Origin of the sequence: Bacteroides sp. An51A, assembly GCF_002161565.1 — a bacterium.
Lineage (GTDB): Bacteria > Bacteroidota > Bacteroidia > Bacteroidales > Bacteroidaceae > Phocaeicola > Phocaeicola intestinalis.
Genome location: NZ_NFIC01000001.1, coordinates 572,501 through 595,463 on the forward strand (window position 1 = coordinate 572,501; position 22,963 = coordinate 595,463).

General features: G+C 49.9%; 17 protein-coding genes, 2 tRNA genes and 2 rRNA genes (1 of these 21 only partly in view). 6 read left to right on the top strand and 15 right to left on the bottom strand.

Translation table 11 applies throughout. The features are described from left to right. The 12 genes from B5G04_RS02225 to B5G04_RS02280 all read right to left on the bottom strand — a co-directional run. Window positions 1-1,030, bottom strand: a 23S ribosomal RNA gene (locus B5G04_RS02225) (it extends 1,855 nt beyond the left edge of the window). 83 nt (window positions 1,031-1,113) lie between these two features. Continuing rightward, window positions 1,114-1,187, bottom strand: a tRNA-Ala gene (locus tag B5G04_RS02230). Window positions 1,188-1,194: 7 nt separating this feature from the next. After that, window positions 1,195-1,268 (bottom strand) — tRNA-Ile (locus B5G04_RS02235). A 108-nt stretch (window positions 1,269-1,376) separates the two neighbouring features. Further along, window positions 1,377-2,904, bottom strand: a 16S ribosomal RNA gene (locus B5G04_RS02240). Together the 16S and 23S rRNA genes with 2 tRNA genes alongside form the textbook arrangement of a ribosomal RNA operon. A gap of 660 nt (window positions 2,905-3,564) precedes the next feature. Continuing rightward, window positions 3,565-4,188 carry a lysine exporter LysO family protein gene (locus B5G04_RS02245; protein WP_022038608.1) on the bottom strand — a complete coding sequence of 208 codons (624 nt, stop codon included), beginning with the start codon at window positions 4,186-4,188 and terminating at the stop codon, window positions 3,565-3,567. After that, the gene (locus B5G04_RS02250) at window positions 4,178-4,465 is read right to left on the bottom strand and encodes a LysO family transporter (protein WP_022038609.1); all 288 of its coding nucleotides are present in this window, start codon (window positions 4,463-4,465) and stop codon (window positions 4,178-4,180) included. Before B5G04_RS02250 ends, B5G04_RS02245 begins: the two co-directional genes overlap by 11 nt. Window positions 4,466-4,857: 392 nt before the next feature. After that, window positions 4,858-5,763 carry an AraC family transcriptional regulator gene (locus B5G04_RS02255; RefSeq protein ID WP_087250127.1) on the bottom strand — a complete coding sequence of 302 codons (906 nt, stop codon included), beginning with the start codon at window positions 5,761-5,763 and terminating at the stop codon, window positions 4,858-4,860. Window positions 5,764-5,857: 94 nt separating this feature from the next. Next, the gene (gene fucO / locus B5G04_RS02260) at window positions 5,858-7,012 is read right to left on the bottom strand and encodes a lactaldehyde reductase (protein WP_013618545.1); all 1,155 of its coding nucleotides are present in this window, start codon (window positions 7,010-7,012) and stop codon (window positions 5,858-5,860) included. A gap of 97 nt (window positions 7,013-7,109) precedes the next feature. After that, window positions 7,110-7,919, bottom strand: coding sequence for a rhamnulose-1-phosphate aldolase (gene rhaD / locus B5G04_RS02265; protein ID WP_013618544.1), 810 nt, complete (start codon window positions 7,917-7,919; stop codon window positions 7,110-7,112). A gap of 115 nt (window positions 7,920-8,034) precedes the next feature. Continuing rightward, complete coding sequence (gene rhaT, locus B5G04_RS02270) at window positions 8,035-9,069, bottom strand: L-rhamnose/proton symporter RhaT (protein ID WP_013618543.1); 1,035 nt, start codon at window positions 9,067-9,069, stop codon at window positions 8,035-8,037. Between the two features lie 213 nt (window positions 9,070-9,282). Then, window positions 9,283-10,542, bottom strand: a complete 1,260-nt coding sequence (locus B5G04_RS02275) for an L-rhamnose isomerase (RefSeq protein ID WP_191762892.1) — start codon at window positions 10,540-10,542, stop codon at window positions 9,283-9,285. 185 nt (window positions 10,543-10,727) lie between these two features. Further along, window positions 10,728-12,188, bottom strand: a complete 1,461-nt coding sequence (locus B5G04_RS02280; RefSeq protein ID WP_087395821.1) for a rhamnulokinase family protein — start codon at window positions 12,186-12,188, stop codon at window positions 10,728-10,730. 130 nt (window positions 12,189-12,318) lie between these two features. Here B5G04_RS02280 and B5G04_RS02285 point away from each other — a divergent pair, with 130 nt between their 5' ends. Beyond that, entirely contained in the window at window positions 12,319-12,996 is a 678-nt protein-coding gene (locus B5G04_RS02285; protein WP_239414007.1) for a hypothetical protein, read from the top strand. Window positions 12,997-13,230: 234 nt separating this feature from the next. On the opposite strand, the gene B5G04_RS02290 is transcribed toward B5G04_RS02285, so the two are convergent. Further along, window positions 13,231-13,599 carry a thioesterase family protein gene (locus B5G04_RS02290; protein WP_022040096.1) on the bottom strand — a complete coding sequence of 123 codons (369 nt, stop codon included), beginning with the start codon at window positions 13,597-13,599 and terminating at the stop codon, window positions 13,231-13,233. Window positions 13,600-13,849: 250 nt separating this feature from the next. Then, window positions 13,850-15,052, bottom strand: coding sequence for a mechanosensitive ion channel domain-containing protein (locus tag B5G04_RS02295; protein WP_022040097.1), 1,203 nt, complete (start codon window positions 15,050-15,052; stop codon window positions 13,850-13,852). A 226-nt stretch (window positions 15,053-15,278) separates the two neighbouring features. Here B5G04_RS02295 and B5G04_RS02300 point away from each other — a divergent pair, with 226 nt between their 5' ends. The 5 genes from B5G04_RS02300 to B5G04_RS02320 all read left to right on the top strand — a co-directional run bounded on the left by B5G04_RS02300 (window position 15,279) and on the right by B5G04_RS02320 (window position 20,082). Beyond that, the gene (locus B5G04_RS02300; RefSeq protein ID WP_087395550.1) at window positions 15,279-15,809 is read left to right on the top strand and encodes a redoxin family protein; all 531 of its coding nucleotides are present in this window, start codon (window positions 15,279-15,281) and stop codon (window positions 15,807-15,809) included. A gap of 152 nt (window positions 15,810-15,961) precedes the next feature. Then, complete coding sequence (locus B5G04_RS02305) at window positions 15,962-16,849, top strand: electron transfer flavoprotein subunit beta/FixA family protein (protein WP_087210282.1); 888 nt, start codon at window positions 15,962-15,964, stop codon at window positions 16,847-16,849. A gap of 4 nt (window positions 16,850-16,853) precedes the next feature. Beyond that, entirely contained in the window at window positions 16,854-17,873 is a 1,020-nt protein-coding gene (locus B5G04_RS02310; protein ID WP_087395553.1) for an electron transfer flavoprotein subunit alpha/FixB family protein, read from the top strand. A 60-nt stretch (window positions 17,874-17,933) separates the two neighbouring features. Next, the gene (locus tag B5G04_RS02315; protein WP_087395825.1) at window positions 17,934-18,305 is read left to right on the top strand and encodes a four helix bundle protein; all 372 of its coding nucleotides are present in this window, start codon (window positions 17,934-17,936) and stop codon (window positions 18,303-18,305) included. 67 nt (window positions 18,306-18,372) lie between these two features. Beyond that, on the top strand, window positions 18,373-20,082 hold the full coding sequence (locus tag B5G04_RS02320; protein WP_087395555.1) for an acyl-CoA dehydrogenase family protein: 1,710 nt from the start codon (window positions 18,373-18,375) through the stop codon (window positions 20,080-20,082). A 139-nt stretch (window positions 20,083-20,221) separates the two neighbouring features. Here B5G04_RS02320 and B5G04_RS02325 read toward each other — a convergent pair whose 3' ends face one another. Further along, on the bottom strand, window positions 20,222-22,789 hold the full coding sequence (locus B5G04_RS02325) for a glycosyl hydrolase 115 family protein (protein ID WP_087395558.1): 2,568 nt from the start codon (window positions 22,787-22,789) through the stop codon (window positions 20,222-20,224). Between the last annotated feature and the right edge of the window lie 174 nt (window positions 22,790-22,963).

A 22,963-nucleotide genomic window follows, 5' to 3' on the forward strand; every position in this document is an offset into this window, starting at 1 on the left:
AGACGGCGGTCAGGATTCTTCTCCTCTCGGGCGCGGACCTTAGCACCCGCGCCCTCACTCCCGCCTAATTCCGGCAAGCATTCGGAGTTTGTCAGGACTTGACAGGCGGTGAAGCCCTCGCATCCTATCAGTCGCTCTACCTCATGCCGGATCATACGACGAGGCTGCACCTAAATGCATTTCGGGGAGTACGAGCTATCTCCGAGTTTGATTGGCCTTTCACTCCTACCCTCACCTCATCCAGAAGCTTTTCAACGCTTATTGGTGCGGACCTCCATCCGGTGTTACCCGGACTTCATCCTGGACAAGGGTAGATCACTCGGTTTCGCGTCTGCCGCATCCGACTGCGCGCCCTCTTCAGACTCGCTTTCGCTCCGGCTGCGCGGATCATGCCGCTTAACCTCGCCGGACACGGCAACTCGTAGGTTCATTATGCAAAAGGCACGCCGTCACACTTGCGTGCTCCGACCGCTTGTAGGCGCATGGTTTCAGGGGCTCTTTCACTCTCCTGTCCGGAGTTCTTTTCACCTTTCCCTCACGGTACTGGTACACTATCGGTCTCCCGGGAGTATTTAGCCTTGCCGGATGGTCCCGGCTGATTCACGCTGGATTCCTCGTGTCCCGCGCTACTCAGGATACCGCTATGGCCCATACCCGCTGCGTGTACGCAGCTGTCATGCCCTACGGCCCCACTTTCCAGAGGGTTCCACTCGCGGGCATGGGCCAACGGCGCGGTCCTACAACCCCGCCCGTGCCGTAACACGGACGGTTTGGGCTCTTCCCCGGTCGCTCGCCACTACTGGGGGAATCATTGTTATTTTCTTTTCCTGCGGGTACTAAGATGTTTCAGTTCCCCGCGTTGGCCTCCGCCACCGGCGGATGTCACCCCTTCAAGGTGACGGGTTGTCCCATTCGGACACCCGCGGATCAAAGGCCACTTGCGCCTCCCCGCGGATTTTCGCAGCTTGTCACGTCCTTCATCGCCTCCGGGAGCCTAGGCATCCACCATGCGCCCTTCTCTACTTTCGCGCACTCCCGCGGCAACACGCCGCGGGAGGCTTATGCTTTGTTTCATTGGTTGCTTGTCACATCATGTCACAGATCTCCTTCGTGTGGAGAATAACGGATTCGAACCGTTGACCCCCTGCTTGCAAAGCAGGTGCTCTAGCCAGCTGAGCTAATCCCCCAAGACCGTAGTCCCAGGCAGAGTTGAACTGCCGACCTCCACATTATCAGTGTGGCGCTCTGACCAACTGAGCTATAGGACTGGCATCTTCAAGCCCTGTGCGATTCAACGCCCATAGAGTCGGATATGTCAGGTACAGGAAACGGAAACGAAAGGAACCACGCAAGAAACATGAGACCGGACGCTCCAGAAAGGAGGTGTTCCAGCCGCACCTTCCGGTACGGCTACCTTGTTACGACTTAGCCCCAATCACCGGTTTTACCCTAGGGCGCCCCTTGCGGTTACGCACTTCAGGTACCCCCGGCTTTCATGGCTTGACGGGCGGTGTGTACAAGGCCCGGGAACGTATTCACCGCGCCATGGCTGATGCGCGATTACTAGCGAATCCAGCTTCGTGGAGCCGGGTTGCAGGCTCCAGTCCGAACTGGGAGGGGATTTCGGGATTCGCGCGCCGTCGCCGGCTGGCAGCCCTCTGTACCCCCCATTGTAACACGTGTGTAGCCCCGGACGTAAGGGCCGTGCTGATTTGACGTCATCCCCACCTTCCTCGCATCTTACGATGGCAGTACCGGCAGAGTACCCAGCATCACCTGATGGCAACTGCCGGAAGGGGTTGCGCTCGTTATGGCACTTAAGCCGACACCTCACGGCACGAGCTGACGACAACCATGCAGCACCTCCGCGCCTGCCTTGCGGCTGCACCGTTTCCGGCACATTCAGGCGCAGTTCAAGCCCGGGTAAGGTTCCTCGCGTATCATCGAATTAAACCACATGTTCCTCCGCTTGTGCGGGCCCCCGTCAATTCCTTTGAGTTTCACCGTTGCCGGCGTACTCCCCAGGTGGGACACTTAACGCTTTCGCTTGGCCGCCGACTGTATATCGCCGACAGCGGGTGTCCATCGTTTACCGTGCGGACTACCAGGGTATCTAATCCTGTTTGATACCCGCACCTTCGAGCCTCAACGTCAGTGGCGGGCTGGCATGCTGCCTTCGCAATCGGGGTTCTTCGTGATATCTATGCATTTCACCGCTACACCACGAATTCCGCATGCCGCGACCGTACTCAAGCCCCACAGTTTCAACTGCAATTTTACGGTTGAGCCGCAAACTTTCACAGCTGACTTAAGGGGCCGTCTGCGCTCCCTTTAAACCCAATAAATCCGGATAACGCTCGCATCCTCCGTATTACCGCGGCTGCTGGCACGGAGTTAGCCGATGCTTATTCGCAGGGTACCTGCAATATGCCACACGTGGCACACTTTATCCCCCTGCAAAAGGAGTTTACAACCCGTAGGGCAGTCATCCTCCACGCTACTTGGCTGGTTCAGGCTCGCGCCCATTGACCAATATTCCTCACTGCTGCCTCCCGTAGGAGTTTGGGCCGTGTCTCAGTCCCAATGTGGGGGGCCTTCCTCTCAGAACCCCTATCCATCGTCGCCTTGGTGGGCCGTTACCCCGCCAACAAGCTAATGGAACGCATCCCCATCGGCGGCCGATAACTCTTTAGTCAGGCTGTCATGGAACTGCCTGACACCATCGGGGATTAATCTTTCTTTCGAAAGGCTGGACCCGGGCCGCCGGAAGGTCGGATACGCGTTACTCACCCGTGCGCCGGTCGCCATCAGGCTTAGCAAGCTAAGCCCATGCTGCCCCTCGACTTGCATGTGTTAGGCCTGTAGCTAGCGTTCATCCTGAGCCAGGATCAAACTCTTCATTGTAAAATATCTTTTCATCGCCTGCCTCCCCAAAAAAAGAAAGGCAAGGCGGATTTTTTCCTGTCCAGGTCCGGTTACATCTCTCTAACCTTCACGTCATTCACTTTTCGTACTGCGTTTCCTGTATCCAAATCATATCAAAGATCTTGCTCACCAGGGACTTACACAACCTTTTCAGGTGGCGTCCCTTTCGGAAAGCGAGTGCAAAGGTACGCCTTTTTACCGAAACTGCAAGAAACTGGAGAACTTTTTTTGAAACTTTTTTCATGTGAAATATGCAAAATGCTGATATTCACAGATATACAGGAAAATATTTACACCTAAAAAGAACTTCGTAAGAATAACAATACTCCTTATTATATATAACAACAGAAAACCGAAGGCAAGGATACAAAAAAGCACCTATATGAACGGGGGCATGGAAGATATATCCGTTGACCCGTACATATAAGTGCGTATAAAAAGAGAACGATACTTCTCGCAGTATTTATTTGCACATTTCGCATATGTCACCGTATATAAAGACAATGTGCACATCATCTTTTTTACGAAAATGACGCATAAATTCCAGAAACAAAAAACAAGAGCTATGTCTGTCTATGCCTATCTATGCCCCATAAAGATGCACAAATCCATACCGTGCCTGGTATAAAATCCTTTACTTTATCGACAAAAGAAAGATATGAGTAAAGGAACACTCATTTCCAGAATTATTCCATGCAAAATAGCTAATGGCACTAAATTTTTCCCCGAGTACCGATACACCAACGGCAACATTACATCCATTGAATTGATGCCTGCAGCCGAAATAGGTGCCAACCTACCAAAAACCCGTGTAAAGAAGGGGGCTCCCAACAACGAAATCATTTCCCGAATGATATTTGCCAATAAAGCCAATGTACCTAATTCCGCTGCAACCTGCACTCCCACCGATGCACTCTTAATTTCGGTTATCAGTACCGATGAGAGAGAATAATAGGCAAAGCCGCTTCCCACCGCCATGCAATCGGCAGTACCCCAATGCGTCAGAAAAAAACTGGCAAAAAAAGAAAAAAGCAAAGTCCCTGCAATAGTAGACAAAGGGACAAGCAACATCTTGAAATTCAATGCATGAAGCATCTCTTTCAAATTCTTATTAGAACCAATACCAATGCCAACTTGAAGAATCAGGGCATAAAGAATCAACATCGTGGTATTCCCTTTCACCCATTCTGAAGGAACCCAATGATGAGCCCCTAACATACCACCCAGCGTAAAGACACAAATAATAAGCAAACTATTCTTCATCGTTCCTCCTTTCTTTCTTAAATAGAAAACGGTATGCGAAATACCCTCCTACCAGACTACCCATCGTTCCCAATACAGCGAGAAAAGCCGCCTGATAACCAAACTTATCCAAATTTGAAACCAACTCATCGTTCGACCCGATGGAGATGCCGAATACAAATAACATCAATAACACGGTATAGGAAACGGTCTTCTCTACTTGATGCAAAAAAGTCACCCGACGAAACACATAACCGATTCCTATCCCTATAAACAACAGGAACAAAACCGTAAACATAACTAACACATTAAGCTTTAGAAATAAAACAGAGCAATACATTCCCTTATATCACCCCAAGAGCCTGTTTAGAAACGTTTTTGAATCTCTACAAAAAGTATTCTTGACTTGATGTATGAAGGATGTATTGGCTGAAAAAAGGATATTCATTGTTATAAAAACAACCGGAATGGAAAGTACAGAACGTACCTTCCCTACTTGTCGACCATTTAGATAAAGCCCGTAAACCAATGCACAACAAACCTCCTGTGCGTCTTCTCTTGCAGACACGCACACATACATGGAGTAATATGTTGTAATAAAACCTTCATAGCCTTTCTATCATTTAACGGGCTGCAAAGATAAGCATTTTTACCGAAATGCAGAATATATATACAGGAAATATTCCGATACTATTTTAAATCTCTACCGAATGCCCTGTATTTCAATGGTGTAATCCCTGCATGTTTCTTAAACAAATTCGAAAAATGCTCGGTAGATGTATATCCCAACATAAAGCAGATTTCCTTCACCGAATGCGTACTTCCGACCAACAATTGCTTGGCTTTCCGCATTTTCAGTTCCTGAAAATATTTTGCCGGAGCATATCCCGTATAATCTTTAAACGCCTTGCGAAACCACGAATAGCTGAGATTCAACCGTGCCGCCAACTGTTCCGGATCTATCTCCCGACAAAGATTTTCGTTCATGATAATTTTGGCCTGTTCCATCTTCTCGGACACATTATCTTTTTCAAACACATTATTCCGGGATACGGAAAGCACCAACCCAATCATATGCAATACAATCCCTGCCAAATATTGTTGTGACGCCGTCTTATCCTCCTCAGCTACCTCCAATGCACGCGAAAACAACATGGCCAGCTCCTCATTCAGTCCGATGTCGAGCACCTGGTTATCTTTTGTCAAAAAAGAATTCCTGACAAGCTGGTCGGCCATTGTCCCTTCAAATCCAATGTAATATTCATTCCATCCCGTTGCCGTATCCGGCTTGTATGTATGCCATTGTCCGGGAAAAAGAACAATCAGATGCCCTTTTCCCACCTGCCGGTCAGGAGTATCATCGGATGCAAAAGAACCTTGCCCTTTCGTAATGTAAAGCAACTGATATTCACGCAGGACACGTCCTTTTTGCGCATTAAAGAAATAGCCGGAAGGATGATTCCGCACCGGATAAGGAGAATTAGGACGAATCGATTGATAACCTACCGTATTGATTGAAAGCCCGAAGCTCCGGTCTTTATCATTTACGATAAGATATTTCAGTTCCATGCCTGTATCATTGTATAATTTTGCCATACGTGTGGATTTTACGGATTATGGCAAATATACAAATTAAAAAGGAGACCACAACGGGCCTCCTCCATTTTATACAAATTATACAAAAAAGACATCAATATGCCTTGCGATACAGGGCTTCGATGTCTTCTATCGAAGTGGGACGCGGATTGCCTCCGGTGCAGACATCGTTGAAGGCATCGATTGCCAACTGGTGCAGGTCTTCCTCGCGCACACCGATTTCGTGCAGCTTCTGCGGGATGTTGATGCTGAGCGAGAGGGCACGCACCGCCTCGATGGCTGCTTTCACCCCTTCTGCCTCGGTCATGCCTTCCGTATCCACTCCCATTGCCTTGGCGATATGGATATACTTGGGAGCCGCCGGCGATTCGGCATTATACTCCATCACATAAGGCAAGAGCAATGCGTTTGCCACGCCGTGAGGTGTGTCATAATGCGCACCCAGCGGATGAGCCATCGAGTGTACGATGCCCAGCCCTACGTTGCTGAACCCCATACCGGCGATATATTGTGCCTGCGACATTGCTTCACGCGCCACCGGGTCGTTGCCATTATCTACCGCAGCCTTCAGGTTCCCGGCAATCATTTCGATAGCCTTCAGTTCGAACATATCCGACATCAGCCACGCACCCGGCGTAATGTAGCTTTCGATGGCGTGGGTCAGGGCATCCATACCCGTAGCGGCGGTCAAGCCTTTGGGCATGGAATACATCAATTCGGGGTCGACAATCGCTACACACGGGATGTCATTCGGGTCGACACATACCATTTTCTTTTGAGCCTGCTCGTCGATGATGACATAGTTGATGGTCACTTCGGCTCCCGTACCTGCCGTAGTAGGCAATGCAAAAGTCGGAACCGCTTTATGGCGGGTATCGGCAACCCCTTCCAACGAACGCACATCGGCAAATTCGGGATTATTCACCACGATACCGATGCCTTTGGCGGTATCAATCGCCGAGCCTCCGCCCAATGCTACGATGAAATCGGCTCCCGAAGCTTTATAAGCCTCCACGCCGTGCTGCACGTTGGCGATGGTGGGATTTGCCTTCACGTCGCTATACACTTCGTAAGGGATGTTGTTCTTGTCGAACACTTCAATCACTTTATCTGCTACGTGAAAACGAATCAAATCGTTGTCGGTCACGAAAAACGCTTTCTTGAAACCTCTGCGCTGCGCTTCCGTGCCAATGCTTTCGCGGCATCCCGCACCGAAATACGAGGTTTCGTTCAAAATCATTCTGTACATAGTTCTGTTTTGTTTAAAGGTTATTTTTATCTCACCACAGATTACACAGATTAGAAAATTAATTATTTAATCTGCGTAATCTGTGGTGAAAAACTCATCATTTCGGCAAATTGAAAGCCACTGACATTTCCTTCATCTGCTCCTGGCTCATGCCTTCGGGTTCGAAGCCCATGTTCTTCGCCGCGATGTAAATCAATGCCGATTTGTTGAGCACATCCACCTGGTCGAATGCCGCCATGATGTCGGTATCTACGGCAAACACGCCGTGCTTTTCCCACATCACCACATCGTAGTCATCCAGTTCCTTGATGGTCGCCTCAGCCAGTTCTACCGAGCTGGGCAATTTGTAGGGAACCATTCCCAAGCCGCGCGGACAAAATGCCTTCGTCTCCGGGATCATGCTCCACAAGAGGTTGGAAGCGACATCCTTCTGCATAAACTTCTGGTTATGGGTCAACGCCACCAGTTCGATGGGGTGAGTGTGGAGCGATGCCTTGTAGTTCATACCCTTCGAAAGCAGGTAGTTGTGCACACTCAGGTGCGAAGGCAACTCAGAAGTAGGCATCACCGGCTGGTCGGCGATGATGACATAGCTGGCACAATCGTCCAGAATGCGGATAACCGAGCCGTTTGCCATCGGGTCGCGTGCCAGGTCGCGCATCCGTTTCTGCGTGCCTTTGCAATAGAAATAACATCCCTTCAATTGGGGAAGTACCGCACCGATTTGTTTCACTTCGCTGATAGCGGGCATCGTGCGGATGGCATCGTCCACGTATTCGGTGATGTTGATGGTGATGTTTCCGCCGTTGCGTTCAGCCCAGCCTTTCTGCCACAGATAGCCTGCGACTTCTGCTACTTTACCAATCTCGGCAGCCAGTGCCGGACGGTTGTTCAATATTGATTCCATATCGTTTTAAGTTTATAAGTTCTTTCGTTTTTAAGTTTATGAGTTCTTCACCACAGATTACACAGATTAAATAATTAATTTTCTAATCCGTGTAATCTGTGGTGAAAAAAGAAGCTTACCCCAGCAACTGAGGCAGGAACGATGACACGATGAGCACCGCCAGACCGATGACCAATACCGTAATGGTTTTCGGCGAGCAGCCTTTCCATTCCTTCAGGATGATGCCCCACACGTTCGAGAACACCACGTTGAGCGCCATCAGGATGCAGAAGGCGAAAGTCATCAGCACGGGCGACGAAGTGAGGAAGCCCTTGCCGAGTGCCAGCCCGAAGAACTGGCTATACCACAACACGCCAGCCAGGGCACAGAAGACGAGGTTATTCGTCCATACATTGCCTTTACGATAGTCTCCCCACGTGCGGTTCTTCCCGTTCTGGAAGAAACAATACACGGCATTCGTCACAAAACCGCCCAGCGTGACGAGGAACGTTGCCGGAAGCGTCTTGAACATATCCGCCGACTCCTCGAAGTGGATAGACGAGCCGAACTCCAGCCCCACATTGAAGCAACCGCTCATAAACCCTGCCAGCAGGGCGATGGCGATGCCTTTCGGGAAATTGAAGTCCTTCACCGCCGCCTTTTTCTCCTCTTCGCTCAGGCTCTGCGACTTCATGTTGCCCGCCACGCCGATGATGGCAATGCCCACAAGCGTCACCACTACACCGATAATGACCGAAGCCGTCAGCTTCTCCAGATGATGCGCCTCGGGATAGAAAACGTTCAGTATCACCGGAGCCAGAATGGTGCCCAGACCGGCGCACGTGCCCAGCGAGATGCTTTGTCCCAGCGCCACGCCAAGGTAGCGCATCGAAAGCCCGAAAGTCAGTCCGCCCACGCCCCACAGCACACCGAAAAGGATGGTCATTGCCACATCCAGCCCGCTTGCACCGGCAAACAACTCAAAAAGGCTGTGTCCCGCAGGAACAGCCAGCAACGCACCCAGCAGCGGGAAAACCAGCCAGGCAAACACGCCCTGAACCAGCCAGTACGACTCCCAGCTCCAGTCTTTTATCCGATTAATCGGCACGTAACAGCTCGACTGGCAGAACGCGCCGATAGCAATAATCAATAGTCCGATTACTATATCCATTATCTGAATCGTTTTTTAGAATTATCCGCATTTTCCCCAAACCGGCGGATATTCATAAATAATATCAATCAGGAGTTAAAAGGAAGTTATCGCTTCGCTCAGGGAGTTAGAAGCCAATACCTTTGTATCGCTTTCATCCACAAAGCTATTGGCATTTAACTCCAGCGAAGCTTAACTCCTTTTTACCTTCTTCTAACTTCTCCCGGGCAAGGATTAACCGCGTTTCGATGTCACGTCTGCCTCGTATTTTTCTACCTCGGCAATGAATTCTTCGCCTACCGGCACGTTGTTCTTCAGGCAGAACATGTCCCATACGGCGTTCCAAGGCAACGCTTTGGCTTCTTCCAGCAGGGCGAGGCGTTCGAACAGCTGGCCGTTTGCTTCGTACTGGCGGAGCTGCGCAAGCGGTTCGAGAAGCGCGCGGAGCATGCATTTCTGTGCCGCACGGCTACCCACAACGTACGCGCCGATGCGGTTGATGCTGGCATCGAAGTAATCGAGGCCGTAGTGCACGCGGTCGAGCGCGCCGCAACGCACGATTTCCTGGAAGAGTTCCAGTGTCGGGTCGTCCATAATGGTCACGTGGTCCGAGTCCCAACGGATAGGACGGCTCACGTGCAACATCAGTTCGGGCACGTAGAGCAGGAGCGACGAAACCTTGTCGGCAACGCTCTCGGTCGGGTGGAAGTGACCGGTATCCAACGTAATCATCTTGTTGTGCGATACGCCATAGCCGATGTAGAAGTCGTTCGAGCCTACGGTATAGCTTTCCAGTCCGATACCGAACACTTTCGATTCGATGCAGTCTTTCATGTTCTTGTATTCGGTAGCGAAAATCTGGTCGAGCGAATCCTTCAGCAGTTCGCGGTATTTCATGCGGTTCACGGTGATGTCCTTGCTTCCGTCGTGCACCCATACGTTCATGATACAGGGGTCGCCCTGTGCCTCGCCCATGGCTTCCGCCACGGCACGGCAACGCTTGGTGTGCTCAATCCAGAACCGGCGGATGCTTTCGTCGGGATTAGCCAATGTCAGGCTTCCGCTTTTCGGGTGCGAGAAAGAAGTAGAGTTGAAGTCGAGCTTCATGTTGTGTTCTTTTCCCCAGTCCATCCAGCTTTGGAAATGACGTGGCTCTACCTGGTCGCGGTCTACGGGTTCACCCTGGAAGTCACCGTAGATTTCGTGCAGGTTCAAGCGGTGAGTACCGGGAATGTACGAAGCGGCTTTCAGGATATCCTGGCGCAGCTCATCGATGTTGCGTGCACGTCCGGGATAATTTCCGGTGGTCTGGATACCTCCGGTCAGCGAGCCTGCTCCGGTTTCGAATCCGATGACATCGTCTGCCTGCCAGCAGTGCAGCGACAGGTGGAAGTCCTGCATGGTTTCCATTACTTTTTCCACGTCTACGCCTACAGCCGCATAGCGTTCTTTCGCGATTTCATACGCTTTGTTTACGAGTTCTTCTTTCATAATAGTATTGTTTTTTATGTTAATGAATAAGTTGATTCAAAGGAGTTAAGGAGTTATGAAGTTAAGGAGTTAAGGAGTTAAGGAGTTAAGCCAATACCTTCACTAATGCTTTCACCAACAAAACTATTGGCTTAACTTCTAACGGAGCGAAGCGGAGTGATAACTCCTTAACTTCTTAACTCCTAATATCATTGTGTCACCGTCTTAAACTGCAAATAAGCGGCGTCCCATACCTCTTTGTTCTGGGGCTGGAAGGTCTTGAGCGGAATCGCCTGGCTCACGAAGCGGCGCATCAGCTGGATGTCGGTAGCTTTTCCGGCAGCCAGCGCCTGAATCATGATATTGCCCACGGCAGTAGCTTCCGACGGGCCCGCAACCACGGGGATGCCGATGGCATTTGCCGTCCACTGGTTGAGCAGCTCGTTGCGGCTTCCTCCGCCTATGACGTGCAACACTTCTATCGGATTGGGCGAAAGCGTCTGAAGGTTTTCCAGCACCTGGCGGTAGCGCAGGGCAAGGCTCTCGAAGATGCAGCGCACGATTTGCCCGCGCGTCTCGATGGCAGGCTGCTTGTGTGCCGTGCAATACGCCTTGATGGCTTCTTCCATATCCGCAGGGTTGGCGAAGACAGGGTCATCGGGCGCAATCAGGTTGCGGAACGGTTCGCTGGCATTCGCCTCGGCTATCAGTTCGGGATACGAAGTCTCGCCCCATCCGGCACGGCAACGCTCCAAGAGCCACATGCCGCAGATATTCTTCAGCAGACGGATGGTACCGTTCACTCCGCCTTCGTTCGTAAAGTTCAAAGCTTCGGTATCGGCGTTGATGACCGGCGCATCGGTCTCCACCCCCATCAGCGACCACGTGCCGCTGCTCAGGTAAGCGAAGTTCTTGTTTTGCGCAGGAACCGCAGCCACCGCCGATGCCGTATCGTGTCCGGCTACGGCTATCACGGGCACGGCTCCCAGCCCGGTGATGCGCTGCACCTCTTCGGTAAGCGTGCCCACGGTCTCGCCCGGATAGACAAAGCGGCCGAAGTTGTCTTCGTCCAGCATCAGGCTTTTCAGCAGCTCGGGCTCCAGGCGGCGCGTCTTCGCGTTCACCAGCTGGGCGGTAGAGGCAATGGTATATTCGCACACCATCTCGCCCGTAAGCATATAGCTCAGCGCGTCGGGGATAAAGAGCAGCTTATCAGCCGCTTCCAGCGCACTGTCCTTGTGGCGGAGCATCGTGTCGAGCTGGAATATGGAATTGAAGTTCATCACCTGAATGCCGGTCAACTCATACACCCGGCTGCGCGGCACCCGTTCGAAATACTTCCCGGGAGCGCCCTCGGTATGCGGATCGCGGTACGAATAAGGCTGGCGCAGCAGGCTTCCGTCCTTGCCCACGCACACGAAATCCACGCCCCACGTATCGATGCCGATCGAAGTGATTTCGATGTCCTCACGCGCCGCAGCCCGTTTCAGCCCCTCCAGAATGTTCCGGTAAAGTTCGTAGATATCCCAGTAGAAGTGTCCTCCTGTCTCGATGATATGATTGGGGAAACGGTTCATTTCTTCTGTTACCAGTCCTTCCTGAGTGAAAGAGCCTATTATCGTACGCCCGCTGGTAGCCCCGAGGTCGACGGCGAAAAAGCATTTTGTCATAGCCTGTTCCGAGTTTAATGTTACCAAATTTTCTTTTGCTGCAAAGATAAGCGAATCAATCATACGCTATCATGCGCATTTTGACCGAAAATATAAATGATTTGACATGCTTTTCAGCATGAAAACCAAGATGAAGGGAAGAGTTTTCTCCACATCCTACACACAAAATCCGGCAGGTTTTGGACAAGACGCCAATATTACCTATCTTTACTGCCACATTTATTTATTATCCTCTGATATGGAAAACGAACTGCAGAAAAAGACTTATGAACGGATAACGGGCGAACTATCCCGTTTCCTGCCACTGGGCTATCTTGCCATGGTCATCATCGGCATGATTTTCAACTATTTCAGATATGAAGCTTTCGGGCTGAACATCTTCCAATATGCTTCGGTCTTCGACTTCCTGATTTCTCCATTCGAAGACATGCACATCCTGCTTTTCATCTTCGGCTCAATGCTGCTGGTTCTCTTTACCATGAAAATGGACAAGCTTTGGAAAAAACATTTTCCAAAGTCCTATAAGAAATGGAGTTTTAAATGGACCGAAAGAAGCTGGTATAAGCCCGCCAGCTATATCTTTGTCATTACCGCCTATATATTTTATGGAGCCTATTTTTATGGCGTATACACTTACAATGCCGTACCCCAGAAAAAAGACATTACCGTCCGGTATCAAAATAACGAGACATTAACCGGCAAACAAATAGGAAAAGTTGGCAACGCCCTGTTCCTTTTATGCGGAGAAAAAGTGAAAATCATCCCCGCCACCGCTTATAAAGAATTGAGCTACCCTTTGGAAAAGTAAAACGAACCAGTCAAAAAATCCAATAAAAAACAACTCCTTCATTTACTACATATAACTGCGTTCCGTGTACGATTACTAATCGTCACGCCGCACGATTAGTAATTGTATTGCTGTACGATTAGTAATCGTACACAAAACGCAATTATACTTCTTTCCATTCATGAATAAGTCATGTGGATTACACAGCCTATTGCAACCAAATTTACAGGCTGCTTCGGGAACAGGAATAAACATTCAGAGTTTGCTCATAAACCGTTCACGGTCTACGATGTAGCGGATGTGGGTGGCTTCGCCTACCACGCCTTTCGTATCGGAAGCCGTCACCTTGAAAGCCAGTTTCCGTCCTTCCACATTCTCCAGTACCGCCGTGGCGGACACTTCCTCGCCCAGCGCCGAAGGTTTCACATGGGTGGTTTCGATAAAAGCGCCCACCGTAGTGCTGCCTTCGGGAAGCTCGGGCTGTACAGCCTTCATCGCCGCATTTTCCATCAATGCTACCAAGGCGGGCGTAGCAAACACTTCCATATCGCCCGAACCTAACGCCAGGGCGGTATTCGCCTGCGTCACTTTTACTTTACTTGTATAAACCAATCCTTTTTCCATAATTGTTGTTTTTTATTTTTTAGGAGTTAAGGAGTTAAAAGGAGTTATCACTCCGCTTCGCTCCGTTAGGAGTTAAAGCCAATAGTTTTGTTGGTGAAAGCATTAATGAAAGTATTGGCTTGACTCCTTAACTTCTTAACTTCTTAACTCCTTAACTTCTTAACTCCTTAACTCCTTGGCTTCTAACTCCCTTTAACTCCCTATAACTCCCTTTAACTCCCTATAACTCCCTATAACTCCCTATAACTCCTTAACTCCTTATAACCTCCATGAATCCCGCCAAATCGTTTCCCGACGGATGCTGGTACACACGTAAGCCAAACCGGGGCAGCACGGCAATGAAATGGTTGAAGACCTCGTTCTGAATGCCTTCATAGGCAAGCCACTCCGTTGTCTGCGTGAAACAATAGAACTCCAGCGGAAGCCCCTCGGGAGTGGGCTGCATCTGGCGCACCATAATCATCATATCCTGATGAATACGGGGATGCGCATGGAGGTATTCCAGCGCATATCTCCGGAACACTTCCAGGTTCACCACCGGTTCTGCCCCTTCTTCGGGCATGCCGATCCACCCTTTTTCTGCAAAAGCCTCCATTTCATCACCGGTGCAGAAGCGGATGGTGGTCATATCGATATTGAGCGAACGCTTGATGCGCCTTCCTCCCGTCTCCCACATCCCGCGCCAGTTCTGGAACGAATCGCTCACCAAGGCATACGGGGGAATGGTGGTGATGGTCTTGTCGAAGTTCTGCACCTTCACCGTGGTGAGCGACACTTCTTTCACAAACCCGTCGGCACCGTATTTCGCCATCGTGACCCAGTCGCCCGGACGCAGCATGTCGTTCGCCGAGAGCTGTACGCCAGCCACCAGCCCGAGGATGCTGTCTTTGAATATCAGCATCAGCACTGCCGCCGAAGCACCCAGTCCGGCAAGAATCGTAGCGGCATTCTGGTCGATGAGGATGCTGATTATCAGAATCAGGCCTACACAAAAAGCAAGAATGCTCACCATCTGGTAAATTCCTTTCAGCGGGCGGTAGCGCAAGGTCTCGTGCTCGTTCGAAATTTCATAAAGCGACTTCAAGAATGCGTTGACCAGCATCAGCGTTGTGACCACCAGGTAAATAAGGCATGCTTTCAGCAGGATGGTAAGCACGTAGGGATAGCCATCGAAAGCGAAAGGCAGCAGCAGGTAAAAGATGATAGGCGGAATCATCCGGGAGAAACTGTGCAGCATGTCATCGTTGAACAGGTAATCGTCCCATTTCGCCTTCGTCTTTGCCGTCAGCTTGCGCACCGCCGGAATCAGCGCATGACGGAATAACTTCGTCACGATGTACGAAACCAGCAATATAGCCAATATCAATATCACACGTGTCGTCCAGTCCAGATTCGACTTGTCGATGCCCATTTCCATCAAGACACGGGCGATTTCTTCATCTATATGTTCCATATAAGTTTTTGAGTTTTTGAGTTTTTAAGTTTTTGAGTTTTTAAGTTTCTTCTTGTCACGCCGGATTACAAATCCAGCGTAACAAGCAAGAAGCTGGCGTATTCGGGCGTATGCGATACGCCCCTACATGGGCTTCTGTAAGTTTTTGCTTTTAACGAGGCAAATATACGAAGCTTTTTTCATATATTTATCCACGAAAAGACGTATAACCTGTTAAGATTCGCTTATGACACACATTTATTACTGCATTTTATGGGGAATCTGCCTCATCCTGGCCGGCTGTATCCGCGATGATGCGGCATACGGCGAGGCGGGCATTGTGGCGGGCGACACGCTGCCTGAATTTCAGGTAGAATTGGACAACGGCTCCATGCTTGCCACTTCCGACCTTCAAGGCAAGGTGTCGGTACTGGTATTCTTCCATACCGGATGCCCTGATTGCCAACAGGAGCTTCCGGTCATCCAGCAACTGTACGACTTGTACCGGGCCAACGATTCAGTCGCCATTTATTGCATCAGCCGTGAAGAGGCGGCGGAGGAAATCGAAGCTTATTGGCAAGCCCATGGCCTGACCCTCCCCTATTCGGCACAAGAAAGCCGGAGCGTGTACAACCTGTTTTCGGGGCAAGGCATCCCGCGGGTGTACGTATCCGACAAGAGCCTGCAAGTCTACAGCACGTATTCGGACGACCCGATAGCCAGACTGGATGAGCTTACGGAAGACGTGGAGGCATTAAGGATGAAAAACAAAGAATGAACATCCGCATTTTCCCCAAACCGGTAGGGGATAATTGGAATATTCTATTAAATTAATCGTTAATAGTGAACAGTTCATGGTGAAAAAACGAATGGTTTCATTAACTTTGCCGGCAACTAATTAAATTACTAATACCAAAATAAATAATCAAAATGAGTTTGAAAATTGTAGTTTTGGCAAAACAAGTACCCGACACGCGTTGCGTAGGGAAAGATGCCATGAATGCCGACGGCACCATCAACCGTGCGGCGCTTCCGGCGATATTCAACCCGGAAGACCTGAATGCCCTTGAACAGGCACTCCGACTGAAAGACACGCATCCCGGTTCTACCGTCACCATCCTGACCATGGGCCCCGGACGTGCAGCCGAAATCATCCGCGAAGGCTTATACAGAGGAGCCGATAACGGATACTTATTGACCGACCGTGCTTTTGCCGGTGCCGACACGCTTGCCACTTCGTATGCCCTTGCCACTGCTATCCGCAAGATTGGCGAGTATGACCTTATCATCGGCGGACGGCAGGCCATCGACGGCGATACGGCACAGGTAGGTCCGCAAGTGGCAGAGAAGTTAGGATTGCCGCAAGTCACTTACGTAGAAGAAATCGAAGAAGTGACCGACAAGGCTATCCGCGTGAAACGCCACATCGACGGAGGCGTGGAAACCGTGGAAGCCCCGCTCCCCATCGTATTGACCGTAAACGGAAGCGCGGCACCCTGCCGCCCGCGTAACGCCAAACTGGTGATGAAATACAAACGTGCCTTAGGCGGACAGGAGAAAGCAGCCCTGACCAAAGATGGAGCTTCCCTGCCCTATGCAGACCAATACGAGAAACATCCTTACCTGAACATCACCGAATGGAGCGTAGCCGACGTGAACGGCGACACGAAACAATGCGGCCTGTCGGGCTCACCCACGAAGGTGAAGAAAATTGAGAACATCATCTTCCAGGCAAAGGAAAGCAAGACCCTGACGGGAAGCGACGCGGATGTAGAAAACCTGATTGTTGAACTGTTGGCTAACCATACTATCGGATAAGACTATGAATAATGTATTTGTATATTGTGAGATGGACGGCACGCATGTTGCCGACGTCAGCCTCGAACTGTTAACGAAAGGCCGTAAACTGGCGAACGAATTAGGATGCCAAGTGGAAGCCATCTGTGCGGGAAGCGGACTTGACGATGTAGAAAAACAAGTGCTCCCCTACGGCGCAGACCGTGTGCACGTATTCGACGCTCCGGGATTGTACCCTTACACTTCCCTGCCCCATACCTCTATCTTGGTGAACCTTTTCAAAGAAGAAAAGCCTCAAATCTGCCTGATGGGCGCTACGGTCATCGGACGCGACTTGGGCCCGCGCGTATCTTCTGCCCTGACCAGCGGACTGACCGCCGACTGTACCCAGCTGGAGATAGGCGACCACGAAGACAAGAAGAATGGTGTCACCTATAAGAACCTGTTGTACCAAATCCGTCCGGCATTCGGAGGAAACATCGTTGCCACCATCGTCAACCCCGAACACCGTCCGCAGATGGCTACGGTGCGTGAAGGTGTGATGAAGAAAGAAATCCTCGACGAGAACTATCAAGGTGAAGTCATCCGACACGATGTTGCAAAATATGTTCCCGAAACCGACTATGTGGTAAAGGTCATCGACCGCCACGTGGAAAAGGCGAAACACAACCTGAAAGGCTCACCTATCGTAGTAGCCGGAGGTTACGGTATGGGAAGCAAGGAAGGCTTCGACATGCTCTTCGAACTGGCTAAAGAGCTTCACGCCGAAGTGGGCGCCAGCCGTGCAGCCGTAGACGCAGGCTTCTGCGACCACGACCGCCAAATCGGTCAGACCGGTGTAACGGTTCACCCGAAACTCTACATCGCTTGCGGAATCTCGGGGCAAATCCAGCACATCGCCGGCATGCAGGACGCAGGCATCATCATCTCGGTAAACAGCGACCCGAACGCGCCGATCAACACAATTGCTGATTATGTGATTAACGGGACGGTGGAAGAGGTCATTCCGAAGATGATTAAGTATTATAAGAAGAACAGTAAATGATTTTCAGGAGTTAAGGAGTAAAGAAGTTAAGGAGTTAAGCCAATACTTTCAATTATGCCTATGACACAAAGCTTTAAAGATATTATTGCTTGGCAGAAAGCTCATCAATTTGTTCTTTCTGTTTATAGAATGACCAATAAGTTTCCTGCACACGAACGATTTGGATTGTGTTCACAATTCCGACGGGCGGCGGTCTCCATTTCTGCCAATATTGTTGAAGGGTATAAAAAAATAGGAAAGGCCGACAAGCTTCGCTTAATGAATATCGCACAAGGCAGTTTGGAAGAGTGCCGATACTATATTCTACTCTCTAAAGACCTGAATTATATTACAGAAAACGATTATAACCAATTAACTTGGAGCATTGAGGAGGCAAGCAAAACACTGAACGCTTATTGCAAAAGCATTGCGACACGTAAATTTGAAGATTAAGGCAAGCCAAAGTATTGGCTTAACTCCTTAACTTCTTAACTCCTTAACTCCTAAAACTATAAAAACTATGCCAAACTATTATACCGAACATCCGGAACTCAAATTTCATTTGAACAACCCGATGATGGAGCGTATCTGTCAGTTGAAAGAACGCGATTATAGAGACAAAGACCAGTATGACTATGCGCCGCAAGACTATGCCGACGCGATGGACTCATACGACAAAGTGTTGGAAATCACCGGAGAAATCACCGGAGAAGTGATTGCAGCCAATGCCGAAGGCGTAGACCTGGAAGGTCCGCACCATGCCAACGGACGTGTGGAATATGCTTCAGGAACGAAACAGAACCTTGACGCCATGGTGAAAGCCGGGCTGAACGGAATGACCATGCCGCGCCGTTTCGGAGGACTGAATTTCCCGATTACTCCGTACACCATGTGTGCTGAAATCGTAGCTCAGGCTGATGCGGGTTTTGGAAACATCTGGTCATTGCAAGACTGTATCGAAACCCTCTACGAATTCGGAAACGAAGACCAGCACAGCCGTTTCATCCCACACATCTGTGCCGGAGAAACCATGTCAATGGACCTGACCGAACCCGATGCCGGTAGTGACCTGCAAAGCGTCATGCTGAAAGCTACTTACGATGAAGCCAACCAATGCTGGCGCCTGAACGGCGTGAAGCGTTTCATCACCAACGGAGACGCCAACCTGCACTTGGTATTGGCACGCTCGGAAGAAGGCACGCACGACGGACGCGGCCTCTCGATGTTCATCTACGACAAGAACGACGGAGGCGTAGACGTTCGCCGCATCGAAAACAAATTGGGTATCCACGGCTCGCCCACTTGCGAACTGGTGTACAAGAACGCGAAAGCCGAACTTTGCGGCGACCGCAAACTGGGACTTATCAAATACGTGATGGCACTGATGAACGGTGCCCGCCTGGGTATCGCCGCCCAATCGGTAGGATTGAGCCAAGCTGCATACAACGAAGGGCTTGCCTACGCCAAAGACCGCAAACAGTTCGGCAAGGCTATCATCGAATTCCCTGCCGTATACGATATGCTTGCCACGATGAAGGCGAAACTCGACGCAGGACGTGCCTTGCTTTACCAGACTTCGCGCTATGTAGACATCTACAAAGCATTGGACGACATCGCCCGCGAGCGTAAGTTGACTCCCGAAGAACGCCAGGAGCAAAAACGTTACGCCAAACTGGCAGATAGCTTCACCCCGCTGGCAAAGGGTATGAACTCGGAATACGCCAACCAAAACGCTTACGACTGTATCCAGATACACGGAGGTTCGGGCTTTATGATGGAATATGCCTGCCAGCGCATCTACCGCGACGCACGTATCACCAGCATCTACGAAGGAACAACCCAGCTTCAGACCGTAGCCGCTATCCGTTACGTGACCAACGGTTCGTATGCCGCTACCTTGCACGAGTACGAAGCCATCCCTTGCGCACCCGAATACCAAGGCTATATGGACCGTCTGAAAGCCATGACCGAAAAGCTGGAAGCCTGCACCGCCAAGGTGAAAGAAGCGCAAAACCAAGAGCTGCTCGACTTCACCTCACGCCGCCTGTATGAAATGGCAGCCCTCTGCGTGATGAGCCACCTGCTCTTGCAAGACGCGAACAAGGCTCCCGAACTTTTCGCCAAATCACTCGACGTATATGTAAATTATGCCGAAGCCGAAGTGGAAAAGCACTATAGCTTTATCCAGAACTTCCAGGCAGAAGAATTGGAAAACTACCGGAAAGCTTAAAAGCAGATGCATAAAACCAAGAAACACAGATTTTCGCGGATGAACGCAGATTAAACAGATAAATTACTGATAATCTGCGGAAATCCGCGGAAATCTGTGTTTTCTTAAACCGGCAGACGCAAAAGCCTGCCGCTATCTATTACTTACGCCGGCAAGGCGATTCGTTACCGAAAAGATATGCGGGTTGATAACCTCCGTAATCTACTACGATTTTTTCAAGCACAATACCCGGGTCCAACGGACGGAAGTTCAGCGTATAAGTCCCGTCTGCCGATACAGGGAGTTTCAAGCGAACCTGTTTTTCTACTACACGGCGTGCAATGGTAGGATAGTATACCGTATAAATATTTTCAGGATCTTCATTCAGGTCACGGTTGAAATTGACGGTTTCCTCTTGCCCGCCTTCAAAACCAATGCTATACTTATGTCCTTCCGGAGTATGGAAAGCCAGGGTAGACTTCACAATGACATGTACTGTAACCGAATCTGCTTTTTCAGGCATATTCAGTTTGTAAGACAATGACGCGCCACTTACCGGAACTGTGTAAGGCATCAGCGACATGCCACTCAGTGTGCGTCCCATATAAGGGATTACGGTCCATTTAGCCTCACCGGCATCCGTACAGGCAAAATAATGTTCGGCTTCCATTGCCACATACCCGTCTTTTCCTGTAAACAGATAACCTCCTGTAGCAGCTTCCGGATTTCCGATTCGGTGGATTTCAGGCAATTTGTCTGCCGGGAAGTTATCACTCCAGTTAGTATATCCAATGTGTTTCTGAATCATCATGCCGTTCCACTTTCCTCCAGACATAGCATGGTTATAGTCATCACACAACTGCTTATCGCGTGCAAAAGCCTTTTCCACTTTATCCGCCCATGCGTTGGCTTCAGGATTTCCTTCGGCATACAGTTTCAGGTTCATAGCCTGAGCATAATACATCTCGTGCAGGTTTGCCATTGCCTGTACCGGGAACAGAATGAGTTGTTTGTAAGCATCACGGTATTCAGGCTTCAGGCTTATGTATTGACGAAGGGCTTCAGCTTCCAATTGTGCATAGTCGCCTACCACCTGACGCCATTCACCAGTTTCCAGGTTGTATACCGTATGATCCAGCATTTCGGCTGTGCTCCGTCCGTTGTATTTACAGCAGAGGTTGAGGATACGTGCCGCCTCTTCTGCCTGCGTGTCCCCGAATGCCTGCCTGCAAAAGTCATAAGTATGTTGCAGCAAAGTCCCGGCATTGTATGCCTGTGGATTCCATGCCATGTCCAGGAAAAGCGTAATGGGATACTCCATCGGTTTGAGGTCGCCCACGTTAAGCACCCAAAGCTTGTCGACACCATATTCATAAGTCAGTTGCAACTGTTCCCACATATTCTGTATGGGGGTAGCATTTATCCATTTCGAATTACGTGGCGCACCTACATAGTCTACGTGATAATACATGCCCCAGCCACCGGGATGCTTACGTTCTTCAGCATTCGGCAAGCGACGCACATTGCCCCAGTTATCGTCACACAGCAACATGATGACATCTTCGGGGACACGCAATCCGCGGTCGTAATACTCCAACACCTCTTTATAGAGCGCCCATACCTGTGGCGTTTCCTTGGCTGGCCGTCCGGTGACATCTTTGATTATCCGGCGTTGGTTCTTGAAAATCGTTTCCATCAATCGCTTGTTGCGTTCAAACTGCGGCACATATTCATGGTCTTTTCCTTCTTCACCTCCCATGGCTGTATCACCGTCACCCCGCATACCGATGGTTACCACATCTTCAGTATCTTTCATGCGCTCGATGCCTTCGCGGAAGAAACGGTTCAATCCCTCGGGATTGGTTTCATAATTCCAAGCTCCATATTTTTCCCGGTTACGGGCATACTCCTGATGGTTACGTGCCATCGGTTCGTGGTGCGAAGTGCCCATGATGATTCCCATCTCATCAGCCGTCTTGCTGTTTTCCGGATCATCGGCATAGAAAGCCCATCCCCACATGGCAGGCCACATAAAGTTCCCTTTCAGTCGCAGAATCAATTCGAATACGCGGGCATAGAAACGATGGTCGCCATAATTGGTACCATACGTATTTTTCACCCAGGTGGTAAGACAGGGAGCCTCATCGTTCAGGAAGATACCACGGTAAGTCACGGCAGGTTCACCATCGGTATACACACCGGCTTGGGCATAGACTTCTGTCTGACGAGTAACAGGCACATCCATCCACCAGTACCAAGGCGATACACCCATCTGTCTGGAAAGTTCGTAGATGCCGTAAACGGTTCCGCGCCGGTCACTTCCGGCAATGACCAATGCCTGTTCTACCCCTTCCAGCGGCTGGTCTACAGTCTGAATGATATATTTTTCGTTTTTCCCTTCCAGGTCTTTCCTGTTCAGCTTGCCTGCTTTAAACAGTTGTTTGATAAAAGGCGATTCGATGCTTCCCACCAGGATGTACCTCCCGTCCGAAGGCGTGTTTACGGTTTCGGCTTTCTTGCCAGTCACACGCAAGAAGTCTTCCTGCAAATTTTTAACAGCAATCAGAATGGCACTGTTCTCGTTCTTGTCGACCAGTATGGTACAAGGCTGTCCATTGCCGACAACAGGAAAAGCACCTTCTGTTTTCTTGAAAGTAATAAACGGTTCCGCCGCATAAGCGTAAAGAACGCCAAGCAAAAGCCCCAAAAGGGCACTTAGTTTTTTCATAAGGATTCAAGTTTTATGTTTTCAATTTTAAGTAACCAAGTAAGTGTGCAAAATGGAATGATATTATCAGAAACACAGTTTCTGAGCTGACACATTACATAAACTAATTCTCAACATCTACTTATTTGCAAAGATAGCACAAACGGAGGGTTTCTCCATTAACAAACGTATCAG

Coding starts and splice junctions, on each gene's coding strand:
- B5G04_RS02255 (WP_087250127.1), bottom strand. CDS start 5,763: ATGGCAAAATTATACAATGATACAGGCATGGAACTGAAATATCTTATC.
- B5G04_RS02325 (WP_087395558.1), bottom strand. CDS start 22,789: ATGAAAAAACTAAGTGCCCTTTTGGGGCTTTTGCTTGGCGTTCTTTAC.
- B5G04_RS02315 (WP_087395825.1), top strand. CDS start 17,934: ATGACACAAAGCTTTAAAGATATTATTGCTTGGCAGAAAGCTCATCAA.
- rhaD (WP_013618544.1), bottom strand. CDS start 7,919: ATGGAATCAATATTGAACAACCGTCCGGCACTGGCTGCCGAGATTGGT.
- B5G04_RS02290 (WP_022040096.1), bottom strand. CDS start 13,599: ATGGAAAAAGGATTGGTTTATACAAGTAAAGTAAAAGTGACGCAGGCG.
- rhaT (WP_013618543.1), bottom strand. CDS start 9,069: ATGGATATAGTAATCGGACTATTGATTATTGCTATCGGCGCGTTCTGC.
- B5G04_RS02285 (WP_239414007.1), top strand. CDS start 12,319: ATGAAGGGAAGAGTTTTCTCCACATCCTACACACAAAATCCGGCAGGT.
- B5G04_RS02310 (WP_087395553.1), top strand. CDS start 16,854: ATGAATAATGTATTTGTATATTGTGAGATGGACGGCACGCATGTTGCC.
- B5G04_RS02300 (WP_087395550.1), top strand. CDS start 15,279: ATGACACACATTTATTACTGCATTTTATGGGGAATCTGCCTCATCCTG.
- B5G04_RS02305 (WP_087210282.1), top strand. CDS start 15,962: ATGAGTTTGAAAATTGTAGTTTTGGCAAAACAAGTACCCGACACGCGT.
- B5G04_RS02320 (WP_087395555.1), top strand. CDS start 18,373: ATGCCAAACTATTATACCGAACATCCGGAACTCAAATTTCATTTGAAC.
- fucO (WP_013618545.1), bottom strand. CDS start 7,012: ATGTACAGAATGATTTTGAACGAAACCTCGTATTTCGGTGCGGGATGC.
- B5G04_RS02250 (WP_022038609.1), bottom strand. CDS start 4,465: ATGTTTACGGTTTTGTTCCTGTTGTTTATAGGGATAGGAATCGGTTAT.
- B5G04_RS02280 (WP_087395821.1), bottom strand. CDS start 12,188: ATGACAAAATGCTTTTTCGCCGTCGACCTCGGGGCTACCAGCGGGCGT.
- B5G04_RS02295 (WP_022040097.1), bottom strand. CDS start 15,052: ATGGAACATATAGATGAAGAAATCGCCCGTGTCTTGATGGAAATGGGC.
- B5G04_RS02245 (WP_022038608.1), bottom strand. CDS start 4,188: ATGAAGAATAGTTTGCTTATTATTTGTGTCTTTACGCTGGGTGGTATG.